The sequence below is a fragment of the Bacillus sp. NPDC093026 genome (assembly GCF_044754665.1).
In the GTDB taxonomy this organism is placed as follows: domain Bacteria; phylum Bacillota; class Bacilli; order Bacillales; family Bacillaceae; genus Bacillus; species Bacillus maqinnsis.
In genome coordinates this window covers 636,811-653,020 of sequence record NZ_JBIVPN010000001.1, presented here as the reverse complement: position 1 = coordinate 653,020, position 16,210 = coordinate 636,811, and the positions used below count along the sequence as shown (strand labels likewise).

The following is a 16,210-nucleotide window of genomic DNA, read 5'->3' as shown; positions in this document are numbered from 1 at the left end:
AGGGAATTCAGGTGACAAAAACAACAGTGAGAGAGATGTCATATTTAGAAGCCGTCAGAGAAGCCATGAGTCAGGAAATGCGACAAAATCAAGATGTCTTTATTTTAGGTGAGGATATTGGTGTATATGGAGGCGCTTTTGGTGTCACGCGCGGAATGATTGAAGAATTTGGTCCAGAGCGCGTCCGCAATACACCAATTTCAGAGGCTGCCATCGCTGGGGGTGCGGTTGGTGCTGCTCTGACAGGGATGCGGCCGATTTTAGAACTTCAATTCTCCGACTTTATTACAATTGCAATGGATCAACTTGTCAACCAAGCAGCAAAAACGCGGTACATGTTTGGTGGAAAAGGAAAGGTCCCATTGGTTGTAAGAACACCAGCCGGTTCTGGAACTGGGGCAGCAGCACAGCACTCTCAAAGTTTAGAAGCGTGGATGGCTCATATTCCGGGATTAAAGGTCGTACAGCCTTCGACAGCTTATGATGCGAAAGGACTATTGAAAGCGGCCATTGACGATGACAACCCAGTCATTTTCTATGAACACAAGCTGTTATATAAAACGGTAGGTGAAGTGCCAGAGGAGCCATATTCAATCCCATTAGGAAAAGCTGATGTGAAAAGAAGCGGAAAGGACGTCACCATTGTGGCAACAGCGATTATGGTGCACAAGGCATTAGAAGCGGCGAAGGCATTAGAAGCAGAGGGCATTGATGTCGAAATCATTGATCCGAGAACATTGGTTCCATTAGATGAAGAAACTATTGTCGAATCTGTCAAGAAAACAGGCAAATGTATCGTTGTACATGAGGCAGTCAAACGAGGCGGGTATGGCGGAGAGATTGCTAGTATGATTGCTGAAAGTGAAGCCTTCGACTACTTAGATGCACCTATCAAACGACTTGGCGGTCTTGCTGTACCGATTCCTTACAATCCAACATTAGAAAAAGCCGTCATTCCGCAAGTACCAGATATTATCGAAGCAGCAAAAGAGCTCGTGCGCTCTTAAATAAAGGGGAGAAGATCATGCCAAAAGAGATATTTATGCCGAAGCTAAGCAGTACGATGGAAGTCGGCACCTTACTTCAATGGTTTAAAGAAGAGGGGGATTCGGTTGAAATCGGCGAGCCTCTTTTTGAAATAATGACAGATAAGATCAATATCGAGGTTGAAGCCTATGACGATGGCGTATTGCTGAAGAAATATTATGAAGCAGATGATCAAATTCCAGTAAACGCTGTCATTGGATATATTGGGACGGCTTCTGAACAAGTACCAGAAACGCCGCCTGCACAGTCTGATGAGGAGTCATCAGAAGGCATCGCAACACCACAAGAACCTGATCCATCTACAGATATTGAGACAACTTCTGGTGTAAACGTGCGTGCTACGCCGGCAGCAAGAAAGTTAGCAAAAGATCATCATGTTGCGATTCATGAGGTATCTGGCACTGGACCAAAAGGCAGAGTTCAAAAGCGAGATGTCGAGGGCTTAGTGAGCAAAGGGGAGAAAGACCAGCGAGTCTCTCCACTTGCCAAAAAAATGGCTGTCGATGAAGGAATTGATTTAGCGAATGTCTCAGGCACTGGCGCTTATGGAAAAATTACGAAAGACGATGTGAAAGCAGTAACGGCTCATACAGAATCTGCAGTAAAAACGCAAAAGCTTGCTGGTATGAGAAAAGTCATAGCAGATCGTATGTCACAAAGTGCTTTTACAGCGCCTCATGTCACATTAACGAGCGAAATCGATATGACCAATGCGAAGGAAATTCGCAAGCAGCTATTGCCGGCTATTGAAAAAGAGACAGGGTACAGATTATCGTTTACAGAAATCATCATTCACGCTGTCAGCAAAGTATTAACGCGTCACCCTCAAATCAATATGACGTTTGAACAAAATGAGCTTCATTTCCATGAAAATGTACACATTGGTCTTGCTGTCGCAGTGAAAGACGGTCTTATGGTTCCAGTCATTTCACATGCTGATCAAAAAGGGTTAAAACAACTGACAAAAGAAGCAAAAGAAATTGGCAAAAGCGCGCGTGATCAAAAGCTTTTACCAGATCAGCTAAAAGGTTCAACTTTTACAATTAGTAATCTAGGCATGTATGCAATCGATACCTTTACACCCATTATTCATCAGCCAGAAGTCGCTATCTTAGGTGTTGGACGTATTCAAGAAAAGCCTGTTGTGGTAGATGGCGAAATTCATGTAAGACCAATGATGGGCGTGAGCTTATCGTTTGACCACCGTGTTGTTGACGGTGCACCAGCGGCGGCCTTTTTAACAGATGTAAAGCAAGTGCTTGAACAACCATTTGAATTGCTAATGTAGGAGATGAATCGGATGATGAAAACTTATGATTTAACTGTCATTGGCGGAGGACCAGGTGGATATACGGCTGCCCTTCAAGCAGCTGAACGCGGACGAAAGGTCGCCTTGATTGAAGAGAGCTTTTTAGGCGGCACTTGTCTAAATCGAGGCTGTATCCCTTCCAAGACATTGCTAAAACATGCAGAAGTAATTGAATCGATTGAAAAGGCGAAAAGCTGGGGGATCGAAACAGGAGAAATGGTTCTTTCCTTCGATAAAATGAGAAAGCGTAAAGATGATGTCATTGAAAAGCTAAGAGGCGGCATTGCTTTTTTACTAAAACAAGGAAAAATTGATGTATATGAAGGAAGAGGAACAGCAGTTACGAAACATCGCATTGACATTGAAAAACAAGATGGAACAGATTCGATTGAAACAAAGCAGTTAATCATTGCAACGGGTTCATCACCTGCGATTCCTCCCATTTTAGGATTACATGAGGTTCAATTCGATACAAGTGATACGATCTTTGACATTCCAGATATCCCTGCATCTGTTGTTATTATTGGCGGAGGCGTGATTGGTCTTGAATTAGCATGTATTTTCCATAGTTTGCAATCTAAAGTCACCATTATTGAGGCTGCTCCTTCGATTATTCCGCAAGAAGATGAAGAAGCATCAAAGCTATTAGAGAGAGAATTGAAGAAAAAAGGGATTCATATCGCTAAAAAAACGACCGTTACAGAAGTCACAGAAAGCGAAGGGGTTAAAACGGTACATGCAAAAGATGACAAAGGTGAAACGCATATCTTTACGGCTGAAAGATTGCTCGTTTGTGTAGGAAGAAAGCCTAATTTATCAGCAACGATCAAGCTAGATCTTGAGCTAGAAGGACCCTTTATCAAAGTAAATGAGCGGATGGAAACAAGTGCTGAAGGTGTATATGCAGTCGGAGATGTTGCAGGCGGTTATCAGCTAGCCCATGCAGCGATGGCAGAGGCAGCCGTTGCAGTCAGCAATATATGCGGCGACCATGAAAAAATGAATGCGCATATCGTTCCACGCTGTATTTATACATTACCAGAGGTGGCGAGTATAGGGCTTACTGAAATAGAGGCGAAAGCAAAAGGTCTTTCTTTCCAAACAGAGCGCTTCGATTTAACAGCAAGCGGAAAAGCATTGGCAGCAGGTGAAGCAACCGGCTTTATTAAATTAGTATGCGACACGAAATACGGAGAAGTGATTGGAGCCACAATGGTTGGTCCGCACGTGACGGAAATGATTTCTGAAGCTTCCTCATTTATGTATTTAGAAGGAACAGCAGAAGAAATGGCCAAAATGATCCATCCGCATCCAACAATCTCAGAAGGGTTTTATGAAGCAGCACTTCATATCGTCAGTAAACTAAGAAAATAATGTTAACAAGTGAAGGGGAGAAAATCCATGTGCACGTCCAGCTTCATCAGATTGCGGCACTTGTTACAGGTAGCACTGATGGATTTGGTGAAGCCATCTGCTTGGCATTAGACCGGGCAGATGCACACGTTGTTATACACACATTTCATGATGAGACAAGTAATTGATATTTTGGTGAATCAAGCAGATTAACCGCTGTACACATCTGCAAGGAAGCTATTTGCCCAGACAGGTTTTTGCTGTTAGATGGCGGGAGAACCTATCAGCTGAAATATATCGAATAAAAAGAGCGGAGAGATCAACGCTCTTTTTGTCATTTTCATAGCAATTGTTCCAATTAGAAACGAATGTTTGGTATACTGATAATCATAGTATATTAAAAGGATGATGTCACATGCTGAATTGGGAAGAAAGACGACAGCTCGTCAAGGTTGCTCATCTTTATTATACGGACGGATGGACGCAGCAGGAAATTGCGAAAAAGCTGAATGTTTCAAGACCGGTTATTTCAAAGCTTCTTCAAAAAGCGAAGGATGTTGGAATCGTTGAAGTGTATATTAAGGACGAAAGTATTCATACGGTTGAGCTTGAAAAACAACTCGAAACGACCTTTCAGCTCACAGACGCTGTCGTTGTTCCAAGTGTCGGAACAATGTCTGAAATGGTGAAACGGGCAGTAGGTCAGGCGGGGGCATATTACCTGTCCAAAAATATGAAAGGAGCTGAGAAAATTGGCATCTCCTGGGGAACAACGCTTGCAGAGCTTGTGAGAGAATATCCATTCGAGCGAAGAAACAATGTCAAAGTGATTCCTTTAGAAGGTGGAATGGGCAGGCAGGCAGTGGACATTCATGCCAATCAGCTTGCATATGAACTAGCAAAGAAAATGAATGGTACGTGCTCCTATTTATATGCGCCTGCAATTTTAGAAACAGAAGAATTAAAGGAACGCCTCATGGCGATGCAGGACATTGAAGCTGTGCTAGAAGAAGGAAGAAATGTTGATATTGCACTAATCGGCATTGGAAACCCGCATAAAGGCTCTACATTAAAAACAGTCGGATATTTAAAGGAAGAGGACTTATCAGGTTTGCGACAATCGGGTGCTGTTGGTGATATTGGCTTTCGTTTTTTTGATGGAAAAGGTCGTCCTGTCCATGATGAACTGAATCAAAAGGTCATCGGACTTTCCTTAGAACAATTAAAGAGCGTCAAAAAAGTCATCGCCGTTGTGGAAGGAACCCATAAAGCAGAAAGTATATTAGGTGCATTAAATGGGGGCTTCATCCAAGTGCTAGTGACAGATGAACTCACTGCAGCAGCCATTTTAAAGGAAGCATCTGTCCAATAAACTGCTGACGACCACCGTATTGTATGAAAAGAGCAACATCAAACGAGAAAGGAGCTGTGTATCTTGAAGAAGACCGAAATGGAAGCAAACCTACACTGTACTCGGTGCCAAGAAGAGACCCTCCACAGCATCGTTTATGTGAATGATCAAATGAAAAGCGTAGAGTGTACAGAGTGCCATCAAAAAATCAGCGTTCAAGTGGACATCATGCAGGAATTTTATAAAGAAGTATATGAAAAAATTGCCACAAAGCCAAAACGAATGACACAAGAATATAAAGCAAACCTCAATGGTTTTCTATCCAGACTGCCAATTCGGGTGCTAAGTAAGCCGTACCGGCTCATGCGATATTTAAATGAATCGTATAAAGTCATTAAACAATATAAAAAATAAGCAGAGCCGTATTTAGCGCTCTGCTTTATTTTGTGTTTTTTTCATACCATAATAAATTGGCAGTCCAGCTAGTCCGATAAGCATCGAGAAAAGACAGCTCTTCCAATCGGTGATCATCGTACTAATTAATACAAATAATGAACCATTAATCGCGACAATTGGTGTTAATGGATAAAGGGGTACACTATAAGCACGTTTGATCCCGATGTGTTGCTTTCTTAATTTAAATACCGCAAAAAATGCCATCACATAAAAAATATAAATCATGAAAATTGAAATCTCTGATAGCTTTTCCGGATTGCTGACGATCATAAATATAATGGCAATCAAAATTTGAATAAAAACAGCAACCCAAGGTGTTTGAAAAGTAGGGTGAATACGTGAGATAGCTTGTGCAAACGGAATTTGTTTTCGTTCTGCCATTGCAAAAATGACACGTGGAAATGAGAGAACTTTTCCATTCAGGCAGCCAAAAATACTAATGATGATGCCGATACTAATAATTTTCCCACCAATTGGACCAAATAGCATAGTAGCAGCATGACTTGTTGCATTTTCGCCAAGCTGGACTATTTGATCGGCTGGTAAAATGTGCAGGAGTGCCACGTTAATAAATAGATAGCATGCAGTGACAATTAAAATACCTCCTGCCATTGCGCGAGGCAGCAATTTTTCCGGATTTTTCATCTCACCTCCGAGTGCTGCAAGCAAAATCCAGCCATCATACGCAAACAAAGTAGCAAGAATCGCTGCGCCGAAGTTCATTTGAGCAATGCTCTCATTGACAGCCGTAAAGATGTGTTCATTCCCTTTCCATAAACCAAACACAATCATTGCTACGATCGGAACAAGCTTTCCAATAGTGGTTAACCCTTGTACGAATCCGCCGTATTTTGTTCCCACAATGTTAATGATACATAAAAAAAGAACAGCTATGATGCCAATTGTGGTGGACCATAAAGAAGAAAGAGAAAATAAATTAGCAAGTAAAGAACCAAAATAAAGACCGAGAGCACCAATAATGGCAGGACCGTAAATAATAATTTGGACCCAGCCGCATAAATAACCCCAAAATTCGCCGTACACTTCTTCAAGATAGGCATACAGTCCGCCAGTTCGCGGGATTTGTGTGCCGATTTCAGCGACTGTCAGCCCGCCCGCAAGTGTTAAAATGCCACCTAGCAGCCAAGCGAATAATGCGATCTCGGAGCTTACTGAATAAGAAAGGACATTTCCTGGTTTCATGAAAACACCTGAGCCAATGATCGTCCCAATAACAAGAGAAAGGGCAAAAAATAAGCCGATGTCTTGTTTTAATACTGGTTGTTCTTTGTTCATTACACACGACCTCCTGCATCACTTTCATACATTACAGTGAAATGTATTTTCATCATTGTAATATGATTTTGTGAAAACAAGAATTAAAAAAATTTTCTGATTTCCGTATTTAACATGGTAAATGTTCAATTATTGGAGATATAAGGGTGAATATTATGTTAAACACGAACGATGATCGTTTATTTTGATAAAATATTAATGATATGGATGAGAGCCGAACATCAGGCGTGTGTGTGATCAAATGATTGACTTTTTTAAAAAAATAGCCTATTTTATTCATAAGGATATTATCTTGATTTCGAGATAATAAAGTGGGAGTGAGAAAATGAAAATAAATGGTATTCACCATGTATCTGCACTAACGGCAAATGCTCAGAAAAATGTTAATTACTATCGTCAAATACTTGGTTTAAAACTTGTGAAAAAAACAGTCAATCAGGACGATCCTTCTATGTATCATCTGTTTTATGGAGATGAAGTGGCTTCCCCAGGAACGGAGCTGACATTCTTTGAAATTCCAATGCTGGCTCGTCGTTTGGAAGGGACCAATGCCATTACACGCACAGGGCTTCTCGTCTCATCTGAGGAGGCACTAGCATTTTGGGAAAAGCGTCTTGAAGAAAAGGGTGTCAAAAAGGAAAAAACATCTATAAGAGGTGGTAGACCAGCCTTGTTATTTACAGATCCAGAAGGGCAACAGATGTTTTTAACAGTGGAGCCGAATGGACATGAAGCTGGAGAACCACCAGTACATGCTGATATTAGAGCAGAGTTTGCCATAAGAGGTTTAGGTCCTGTAGAACTGACAGTTGCAAGAGCAGAGGAAACGACCCGAGTGTTAACAGAGATTCTTGGTTTTAAGTATAAGGCGAGCGAACAAACAAGTCATGGAATGATGACCATTTATGAATCAGGAGAAGGCGGGGCTGGAACTGAGATACACGTCATTGAAAAAGCGGACGGCCCGTCAGAGCGTTCTGGCAGAGGAAGTGTTCATCACGTCGCATTTCGTGTAAAGAATGCGGATGAGCTTGAAAAATGGCATGACAAAATATCAAAAGCAGGTTTTGCAAATTCTGGTGTCGTTGAACGTTTTTATTTCAAAGCGCTCTACTTTAGAGAGCCGAACGGTATTCTTTTTGAAATTTCAACAGATGGGCCTGGTTTTACAGTAGATGAAGGCGTTGAAGAGCTTGGTAATCGTTTAGCGCTTCCGCCATTTCTGGAGCATCGACGATCAGAAATTGAACACCGATTAACTCCTATTCAGTCATAAAAAAAGCAGCTCATGTCTATGAACTGCTCAGCGTGTGGACAAACCCTCGCATTCGTTGTCAGATCGCAAGCGCTCGTGCTCACAAATGTTTCATTCGCATATATTGCTCGGGTCTTCCTAGACTTCAAGGGTTTTCAATAGATAACAAAGGGCTAAAATAGTTTTTATTTTAGCCCTTTGTCTATTTAGGAGGTCACTTGCTTTGATTCAACTTCAGTTAATTTCACCTGTTTCGTTTCTTTTTTTCCGTTTCGAACGAGTGTAATTTGAACAGTGTCTCCCACTTTAGCGTTCGTATAGAGTGCGTGTCTCAATTCACTGCCGGTTTTTACTTTTTCGCCATTAATGGCAATGATGACATCCTCTGCTTTTAAGCCCGCTTTAGCGGCTGGTGAACCGGAGGCTACTTCCTTTACGTATACGCCTTTATCCACCTGACTGCTAGTGAGTCCAAGTGTTTCTTTCTGATAAACATCTGGAACCTGCTCAAGATCCAGCATGCTAATGCCGAGATATGGTCGTTCGATTTTTCCTTTCGATAGAAGCTGTTCTGCAATCGGTTTGACATCATTAATCGGAAGGGCAAAACCAATTCCTTCAACACCTGTTTCAGATATTTTCATACTTGTGATCCCCACAACCTTTCCGTCTGTTGTCAGAAGCGGACCACCGCTGTTGCCGGGGTTAATGGCAGCGTCTGTCTGAATGACATTGATGCTACTCTCTCCAGCGGATGTGTTCATGGAGACAGTTCGATCGACACCGCTGACAATACCTTGGGTGACCGTTCTTGATAAATCTTCACCAAGCGGGTTGCCAATGGCAATGACTGTTTCTCCAACTCGTAGAGAAGAGGAGTTCCCTAAAGTAGCAACCTTCGTTACTTTGTCACTGCTAATTTCCACAACCGCTAAGTCAGTCAGTGGGTCCGCACCAACAAGTTTACCTTCCACCGTTGTACCATCATGTAAGGAGACAGTTAGTTTATTTGCGCCTTCAATGACATGATTGTTTGTTAAAACATATGCCTTACTGCCAGACTTCTTAAAAATGACCCCAGAACCTGTACCAGTTTCTTCCTCTTGGTTGCTATTATTTTGATTTTGTTCAGATTCATCAAAAGGTGTATTGATATCTCCAAAGCTCGAGTCAGTTTCGCTTTGTTTTTGATAGTTTGTAATCCCAACAATAGCAGGTGACACATTTTCCACCATATTCGAAATGTTAGTGGAATTCGATGTTTGGACGGCTGTTGTTTTGGATGTATTGGAACTAGAATGGTTTGTTGAAACAGTTTCTGTTTTCGTTGATGATTCATTTGCTGTGCTGTCTTCTGTGTGATGTGCATAGGGCGTGAGAACATAGACACCTACCGCTAACGTTCCGCCGACAATGCCGCTTGCGAAAGGCTTAAGCCATCCAGCACGTTTTCTTTTCTTCTTTTGCGGCTGTTCGACTGTTTGTAATTCGTAGGTAGGACGCTTTTCATCTTTGTGATTTGTCATCATTATCACTCGCTTTCATGAGTTTTTACATGTATGTTGTATGGTTTTACCGTGTGGTGGCTACTGACTTTATCGTAAGAAAAAAATGTGGGATAAAAATGAAAACATTGTGGGAAATTGTTAAAATAAATAGTGAATCAATGAAGATAGAGGAGATACAGAACATGAGTATAATAGGAATCGTAGGATATGGAAATATGGCCGATATGATGGTGCAAAAATGGCTTGAAGCAGGTGTGCTAAGTGCTCGCCAACTAATGATCCATACAAGACGTGAAACAGAGAGATTAAAACAGCTAACGCAACATCATCAAGATATCAAGAGATGTTCAATAGATCAACTTGCGGCTTCATGTGATTTAATTTTCATTTGTGTTCCTCCACTTGCTGTACTTGACGTGCTTGATCAACTGAATCAGACAAAGGCAACTACACATATTGTGTCAGTGGCAGCGGCGGTGACGTTAGACAAATTGGAAAAACATACCGATCAACCAGTATCTCGGTATATCCCAACATTGACTTCAGCCGTTGGGACGGGTGTGTCACTTGTCGCCCATAGTGAGAAAGTGGGTAAAAAGGAGCAAGAGCACTTACATCGCCTCCTTTCTGCTTTTAGTATTGTGAGGGAGATTGGGGAGGATCGGATTGATGCGGCGAGTAATTTGACAAGCTCATCTCCTGGCTTTATTGCCGCTATATTTGAAGAAATGGCAAAAGCGGCAGAGAGAAACAGCCGTTTATCACTGGACGAAGCGTATGAATTCTTAACATATGCTCTTTTAGGGACAGGACAAGTGCTTGTTGAAAGAGGGCTTACATTCGCTGAAACAGTGGATAGAGTTGCAACAAAAGGTGGGATTACCGGAGAAGGCGCTGCTGTCATTAAGCAGCAGGCACCTGCCATGTTCGATGACTTATTTACACAAACGTTGAACAAATATGAACACCTAAAGGCGCAAGTTGATGAAACGGATAAACACCACTAAAGACATAGTCAGTGGTGTTTTATTTGTTAAAAACATCCTTTTTCCGTTCTGCTTTTGTCCTGTATTAAATGAGTCTAATTTCCTTATTTTCTGAATTTGTATTGAAAAATCAATCAAGTTCTCATATAATTTTTTAGAAAATTTAGAAAAATATACACAAATTTTTTATTTAATTTAAGGGGGATGGGGATGAAGCTTTATGTATCTGTCGATATGGAGGGAATTACTGGTCTAGCTGATCATACATTTGTTGATAGCCGTCAGCACAATTATGAGCGAGGCAGAAAGATGATGACTGCTGAAGTGAATGCATGTGTGGATGCTCTTTTTCAAAACGGTGCAACCGATATTTTGGTCAATGACAGTCATTCCAAAATGAATAACCTTTTAATTGAAGAGCTTCATGATGAAGCGTTACTTATCTCAGGCGATGTGAAGCCTTATTCAATGGTTCAAGGACTAGATGAAACCTATGATGCGGCTGTTTTTTTAGGCTATCATGCAAGAGCATCTGTGAAAGGTGTCATGTCACACAGTATGATTTTTGGTGTCAGACATTTTTACATAAATGATCATCCTATTGGTGAGATGGGCTTTAATGCGTATGTGGCTGGATACTATGGTGTCCCAGTGATTCTTGTATGCGGAGACGACCAAGCAGCTCTTGAAGCGGAAAAGCTGATGCCTGGCGTAAAAACAGTCGCAGTCAAAGAAACCATCTCAAGATCAGCAGTGAAATGCTTTACACCAGCGAAAGTGCACAAACACATTGCGCAACAAGTGGAAGCCGCCATGAAACATATTCATCTTATGAAGCCGCTGACGCCTCCTGATCATCCACTGCTCAAGATCGAGTTTGCCAATTATGGACAAGCTGAATGGGCCAGTTTAATGCCTGGTACTGTCATCGAAGAAGGAACAACCACGGTAACGTATCAAGCGAATAATATACTAGAAGCCTATCAAGCGATGCTTGTCATGACGGAGCTTGCCGCACGTACAACATTTTGTTAAGCGAGGGGGAGACGTAGATGACCAGTTTTTTGCTCAGGCGCTTTATCGCAATGATTGCCACGATTTTAACCATTACGACTTTAACGTTTATTTTAATGAAGGTCATCCCAGGATCGCCCTTCAATGAAGAACGAAATACAAACGAAATCGTCCAACAAAACCTCGAAAACTACTATCACTTAGACGAACCACTTTACATTCAATATGTCATCTATTTAAAATCGATCGTTACCTTTGATTTTGGTCCTTCCATTAAAAAACCTTCTGAAAGCGTCAATGATCTATTGGCGAGAGGTTTCCCAGTATCATTAGAACTTGGCCTTATTTCAATTTTGATTGCCGTCATCTCCGGTATCCTGTTAGGGGTTATTGCTGCCCTTCGGCATAATGGAATGATAGATTATATTGCCATGACCTTCGCTGTTTTTGGTATATCTATTCCAAACTTTATTTTTGCTACCTTATTGATTCAGCAACTAGCTGTAAATATACACATTTTCCCAGCCGCAATGTGGACAAGCCCGATGCATATGGTGCTCCCAACGACAGCTCTTGCTGTCGGTCCTATGGCGATCATTGCTCGATTAACAAGATCGAGCATGATAGAGGTGCTGACGCAGGACTATATTCGCACTGCAAAAGCAAAAGGATTATCACCATTTAAAATTGTGTTCAAACATGCCTTACGTAACGCGCTCTTACCCGTTATTACCATTCTTGGAACACTTGTAGCAAGTATTTTAACGGGGAGTTTTGTCATTGAAAAAATATTTGCCATTCCTGGGATGGGAAAATACTTTGTCGAAAGTATTAACAACCGTGATTATCCTGTGATCATGGGCACCACCGTTTTCTACAGTCTGATCTTAATTATACTGCTCTTTATTGTAGATGTGGCCTATAGTCTGCTTGATCCAAGAATTCAACTGCATCAGAAAGGAGGAAAGGCATGAGCATAAACCTTCAGCAGGATCAGACCAATCGAGCACATGAAGTGCCTGACGAATGGTTTTCTCCTAGAGTCAAAAAGAAAGGCGGGGCCCATGTCATCAAAAGGCCTTCTCTTTCTTATTGGGCAGACACTTGGAGAAGGCTCAAGCAAAATAAACTTGCCATGTTTAGTCTATCGGTGCTGATCTTTCTTTTTATCATGGCGATAGCAGGTCCCTTAATTGCGCCAGATGGTGTAACGGAGCAACGTCTTTCAATGCAAAACTTACCACCGTCATCTACTCACTGGTTTGGAACAGATGAACTGGGACGAGATGTATTCACACGCACGTGGTATGGGGCGCGAATTTCTTTGTTTGTTGGAGTGATGGCCGCGCTCATTGATTTTGCCATTGGGGTCATTTATGGCGGAATCGCTGGCTATAAAGGAGGTCAATACGATCATGTCATGATGCGTATCGTCGAGGTGCTCTACGGTTTACCTTATTTATTAGTCGTCATTTTATTGATGGTGCTCATGGGACCGGGGCTTCTCACCATTATCGTTGCGCTGACGGTGACAGGATGGATTGGAATGGCGAGGATTGTTAGAGGTCAGGTTCTCCAGTTGAAGAACCAAGAATACGTACATGCATCTAAAACCTTTGGCGCAAAAAGCCTTAGAATTATCCGCCGGAACTTACTGCCAAATACGATGGGGCCCATTATTGTTCAAATGACGCTGACTGTACCAACGGCAATATTCGCCGAAGCTTTCTTAAGCTTTCTTGGGTTAGGTATTCAAGCACCGTTTGCAAGCTGGGGGGTTATGGCAAATGATGCACTTCCAACTATCATATCGGAAAACAATTACTGGTGGCGTTTGTTTTTCCCCGCATTTTTTATTTCGTTGACCATGTTTTGTTTCAATAGTTTGGGTGATGGCTTGCAAGATGCACTTGATCCAAAGATGAAGAGGTGAACACGCTTTGAAAAAAATCCTTCAAATCATAGATCTACATGTCAGCTTTCAGACATATGGAGGTTCTGTACAAGCGGTACGCGGGGTGAATATTGATGTGTATGAAAAAGAGACACTGGCCATCGTTGGGGAATCGGGGTGCGGAAAAAGTGTAACATCACAAAGTATCATGCAGCTTTTGCCGAAGTACAGTGCCAGTGTAGATCAGGGAGAAATTTGGTTTCAAAATCAAAATTTGCTTTCCTTATCTGAAAAAGAGATGAGGGCGATACGGGGGGTAGATATCTCTATGATCTTCCAAGACCCTATGACGGCACTCAATCCGACACTGACCATTGGTGATCAGCTTATGGAGGCGGCAAAAGAACATCAGAAGCTGACGAAAAAAGAAGTCAAACAGGCAGCCATTCGGATGCTAGAATTAGTTGGAATTCCGCAGCCGGTTGAGCGATTGAAGCAATATCCGCATCAGTTCAGCGGCGGGATGAGACAAAGATTAATGATTGCGATGGCGCTCATTTGTAAGCCGCAGGTGCTCATTGCAGATGAACCAACAACAGCACTAGATGTCACCATTCAAGCGCAAATTTTAGAACTATTTAAAGACATTCAAAAAAAAACAGGTGTCACCATCATATTAATCACACATGACTTAGGTGTGGTTGCTCAAGTGGCAGATCGAGTGGCTGTGATGTACGGCGGGAAAATAGTAGAAATAGGAACGAGGCGGGATATTTTTTACAGCCCTCAACATCCTTATACAAAAGGGTTGCTGCAATCTGTTCCTAGGCTTGATATGAAAGATGAATTGATTCCCATCGAAGGAAGCCCGCCAGACTTATTCGCTCCACCGAAGGGCTGTCCATATACAGAACGTTGCCTTTATGCCATGGAAGTTTGTGATCATATCATGCCGCATGAAACAGAACGTTCACATACACATACGGTTCATTGCTGGCTGCAGGATGAACGAGCGAAACATGTTGTTTTTTCTTCAACACAAAGGGGGAGTTTCAAATGATAAAAAGAGGATGGATTGTCAGTGTATTTTTACTGTCTATGATGCTGCTCGTCGGATGTACAGCCAATGAGCAGGCTGGCAAAGGGTCGGCTAGCAATACGAGTGGTGAAAAGGTCTTAACATTAAATAATGAAGATGAACCTACTTCGTTTGATCCGCCAATCGGCTTTAATAATGTATCTTGGCAAGGGCTAAATAACTTAATGGAAGGTTTAACGAGATTAGATGAAAAGCATGAGCCATCTCCAGCGATGGCTGAAAAATGGGAGATCTCAGATGATGGGAAAACTTACACATTTCATTTAAGAGATGGTATTAAGTGGTCTAATGGTGACCCCGTACTAGCAAGCGACTTTGAATATGCTTGGAAACGTCTGTTAGATCCTAAAACAGGTTCTTCCGCAGCGTTTTTAGCTTATATGATTGATGGAGGCGAAGCATTTAACAGTGGAAAAGGGAAGAAAGAAGACGTGAAAGTCAGCGCTGTCAATGACAAAACGCTGAAAGTAACACTTGCGTTCCCGCAGAAATCTTTCTTGAACATTGTTGCGAACCCTGCCTTTTTCCCTGTCAATCAGAAGGTGGTTGAAAAGGACCCGAACTGGGCAAAGAACGCCAAAACATTTGTTGGTAATGGACCGTTTAAGCTGACGGAATGGAAGCATGATGAGAGCTTCACCATGAAGAAAAGTGAGACGTATTGGGATCAACAAGAAGTCAAACTGGATCAAGTGAAATGGCTGATGATCAGTGACCGAAATACTGATTATCAAATGTTTCAATCAGGGGATTTAGATACTGCTTTTGTACCAGCAGAGCGAAGTGAAGACCTTCTGAAAAGTAAAGATGTACAGATCGAGGATCAGGCAGGATTGTTCTTTTACCGTTTGAATGTTAATATGGAGCCCTTTCAAAACAAAAACATTCGCAAAGCCTTTCAAATGGCGATCAACCCGCAAGATATTGTTGATTATGTGACAAAAAATGATGAGAAACCGGCACGTGCCTTCGTGTCACCAAGCATTCCAGACACAGATGGAGAAGATTTTAGAGAAGCTGGCGGAGACCTTGTGACATATGATCCTGATGAAGCGGCTAAGCTGTTGGAAAAAGGGCTAAAGGAAGAAAACTATTCAAAGCTTCCGCCCGTCACATTAACATACAGCACGAAGCCTGAGAATAAGAAAAAAGCAGAAGCCATTCAGCAACAATTAAAAGAGACTCTAGGTGTAGACATCAAACTTGCTAATATGGAAGCGAATGTGTTCGCAGAAGATCAAAAGGCTCTCAAATTCCAATTCTCGCAAAGTTCATTTTTAGCAGACTATGCCGACCCGATCAATTTCCTAGAGAGCTTCCAAACAGGTAATGCCATGAACCGGACAGGATGGACGAACGAAAAGTATGACCAAATGATTAAAAAGGCGAGACGAGAAGCTGATGAGCAAAAAAGAAGTGGCATCTTGCATGACGCAGAGAAATTGCTAATGGAGGAAGCGCCGATCATTCCAATTCATTTTTATAATCAAGTATATCTTCAAAAAGAAGGGGTGAAGGGAATCGTTCGTCATCCAGTGGGGTATATCGAATTAAAATGGGCACAGGTAGATTAAAAGTAAATTGAGATGAACGGACGCTTTCTGAAAAAAGCGTCTGTTCATTTATTCGTTCATGTTATGGA

15 protein-coding genes are annotated in these 16,210 nt (G+C 41.9%); 13 read left to right on the top strand and 2 right to left on the bottom strand.

Annotation, left to right across the window (positions count from 1 at the left end):
- The first annotated feature begins 26 nt into the window (after window positions 1-26).
- From ACIQCE_RS03300 to ACIQCE_RS03275, 6 genes are all read left to right on the top strand, one after another.
- Window positions 27-1,007 carry an alpha-ketoacid dehydrogenase subunit beta gene (locus tag ACIQCE_RS03300; protein WP_353856580.1) on the top strand — a complete coding sequence of 327 codons (981 nt, stop codon included), beginning with the start codon at window positions 27-29 and terminating at the stop codon, window positions 1,005-1,007.
- A 17-nt stretch (window positions 1,008-1,024) separates the two neighbouring features.
- Window positions 1,025-2,335, top strand: coding sequence for a dihydrolipoamide acetyltransferase family protein (locus ACIQCE_RS03295; RefSeq protein ID WP_400493581.1), 1,311 nt, complete (start codon window positions 1,025-1,027; stop codon window positions 2,333-2,335).
- Between the two features lie 12 nt (window positions 2,336-2,347).
- Entirely contained in the window at window positions 2,348-3,730 is a 1,383-nt protein-coding gene (gene lpdA, locus ACIQCE_RS03290; RefSeq protein ID WP_400493580.1) for a dihydrolipoyl dehydrogenase, read from the top strand.
- A 29-nt stretch (window positions 3,731-3,759) separates the two neighbouring features.
- On the top strand, window positions 3,760-3,897 hold the full coding sequence (locus ACIQCE_RS03285; protein ID WP_400493579.1) for a hypothetical protein: 138 nt from the start codon (window positions 3,760-3,762) through the stop codon (window positions 3,895-3,897).
- A 227-nt stretch (window positions 3,898-4,124) separates the two neighbouring features.
- Complete coding sequence (locus tag ACIQCE_RS03280; protein ID WP_400493578.1) at window positions 4,125-5,081, top strand: sugar-binding transcriptional regulator; 957 nt, start codon at window positions 4,125-4,127, stop codon at window positions 5,079-5,081.
- 63 nt (window positions 5,082-5,144) lie between these two features.
- Window positions 5,145-5,474, top strand: a complete 330-nt coding sequence (locus tag ACIQCE_RS03275; RefSeq protein WP_353856051.1) for a bh protein — start codon at window positions 5,145-5,147, stop codon at window positions 5,472-5,474.
- A 12-nt stretch (window positions 5,475-5,486) separates the two neighbouring features.
- Here the strand turns inward: ACIQCE_RS03275 and ACIQCE_RS03270 are convergent, their stop codons facing one another.
- Window positions 5,487-6,812: an APC family permease gene (locus tag ACIQCE_RS03270; protein ID WP_400493577.1), complete on the bottom strand. Its 1,326-nt coding sequence runs from the start codon at window positions 6,810-6,812 to the stop codon at window positions 5,487-5,489.
- 325 nt (window positions 6,813-7,137) lie between these two features.
- Between ACIQCE_RS03270 and ACIQCE_RS03265 the strand changes: the two genes are divergently transcribed.
- Window positions 7,138-8,088, top strand: coding sequence for a ring-cleaving dioxygenase (locus tag ACIQCE_RS03265; protein ID WP_400493576.1), 951 nt, complete (start codon window positions 7,138-7,140; stop codon window positions 8,086-8,088).
- A 185-nt stretch (window positions 8,089-8,273) separates the two neighbouring features.
- On the opposite strand, the gene ACIQCE_RS03260 is transcribed toward ACIQCE_RS03265, so the two are convergent.
- The gene (locus tag ACIQCE_RS03260) at window positions 8,274-9,593 is read right to left on the bottom strand and encodes a S1C family serine protease (RefSeq protein WP_400493834.1); all 1,320 of its coding nucleotides are present in this window, start codon (window positions 9,591-9,593) and stop codon (window positions 8,274-8,276) included.
- Window positions 9,594-9,757: 164 nt separating this feature from the next.
- Here ACIQCE_RS03260 and proG point away from each other — a divergent pair, with 164 nt between their 5' ends.
- The 6 genes from proG to ACIQCE_RS03230 all read left to right on the top strand — a co-directional run bounded on the left by proG (window position 9,758) and on the right by ACIQCE_RS03230 (window position 16,142).
- Window positions 9,758-10,582, top strand: a complete 825-nt coding sequence (gene proG, locus ACIQCE_RS03255; protein ID WP_400493575.1) for a pyrroline-5-carboxylate reductase ProG — start codon at window positions 9,758-9,760, stop codon at window positions 10,580-10,582.
- 189 nt (window positions 10,583-10,771) lie between these two features.
- Window positions 10,772-11,596, top strand: a complete 825-nt coding sequence (locus tag ACIQCE_RS03250; RefSeq protein ID WP_353856046.1) for a M55 family metallopeptidase — start codon at window positions 10,772-10,774, stop codon at window positions 11,594-11,596.
- A 17-nt stretch (window positions 11,597-11,613) separates the two neighbouring features.
- Complete coding sequence (locus tag ACIQCE_RS03245; protein ID WP_400493574.1) at window positions 11,614-12,549, top strand: ABC transporter permease; 936 nt, start codon at window positions 11,614-11,616, stop codon at window positions 12,547-12,549.
- Window positions 12,546-13,508: an ABC transporter permease gene (locus tag ACIQCE_RS03240; RefSeq protein ID WP_400493573.1), complete on the top strand. Its 963-nt coding sequence runs from the start codon at window positions 12,546-12,548 to the stop codon at window positions 13,506-13,508. Before ACIQCE_RS03245 ends, ACIQCE_RS03240 begins: the two co-directional genes overlap by 4 nt.
- Before the next feature lie 7 nt (window positions 13,509-13,515).
- Complete coding sequence (locus tag ACIQCE_RS03235) at window positions 13,516-14,529, top strand: ABC transporter ATP-binding protein (protein WP_400493572.1); 1,014 nt, start codon at window positions 13,516-13,518, stop codon at window positions 14,527-14,529.
- Entirely contained in the window at window positions 14,526-16,142 is a 1,617-nt protein-coding gene (locus tag ACIQCE_RS03230) for a peptide ABC transporter substrate-binding protein (RefSeq protein ID WP_400493571.1), read from the top strand. Before ACIQCE_RS03235 ends, ACIQCE_RS03230 begins: the two co-directional genes overlap by 4 nt.
- The last annotated feature ends 68 nt before the right edge of the window (window positions 16,143-16,210 follow it).

Coding starts and splice junctions, on each gene's coding strand:
- ACIQCE_RS03295 (WP_400493581.1), top strand. CDS start 1,025: ATGCCAAAAGAGATATTTATGCCGAAGCTAAGCAGTACGATGGAAGTC.
- lpdA (WP_400493580.1), top strand. CDS start 2,348: ATGATGAAAACTTATGATTTAACTGTCATTGGCGGAGGACCAGGTGGA.
- ACIQCE_RS03280 (WP_400493578.1), top strand. CDS start 4,125: ATGCTGAATTGGGAAGAAAGACGACAGCTCGTCAAGGTTGCTCATCTT.
- ACIQCE_RS03270 (WP_400493577.1), bottom strand. CDS start 6,812: ATGAACAAAGAACAACCAGTATTAAAACAAGACATCGGCTTATTTTTT.
- ACIQCE_RS03265 (WP_400493576.1), top strand. CDS start 7,138: ATGAAAATAAATGGTATTCACCATGTATCTGCACTAACGGCAAATGCT.
- ACIQCE_RS03260 (WP_400493834.1), bottom strand. CDS start 9,593: ATGACAAATCACAAAGATGAAAAGCGTCCTACCTACGAATTACAAACA.
- proG (WP_400493575.1), top strand. CDS start 9,758: ATGAGTATAATAGGAATCGTAGGATATGGAAATATGGCCGATATGATG.
- ACIQCE_RS03250 (WP_353856046.1), top strand. CDS start 10,772: ATGAAGCTTTATGTATCTGTCGATATGGAGGGAATTACTGGTCTAGCT.
- ACIQCE_RS03245 (WP_400493574.1), top strand. CDS start 11,614: ATGACCAGTTTTTTGCTCAGGCGCTTTATCGCAATGATTGCCACGATT.
- ACIQCE_RS03240 (WP_400493573.1), top strand. CDS start 12,546: ATGAGCATAAACCTTCAGCAGGATCAGACCAATCGAGCACATGAAGTG.
- ACIQCE_RS03230 (WP_400493571.1), top strand. CDS start 14,526: ATGATAAAAAGAGGATGGATTGTCAGTGTATTTTTACTGTCTATGATG.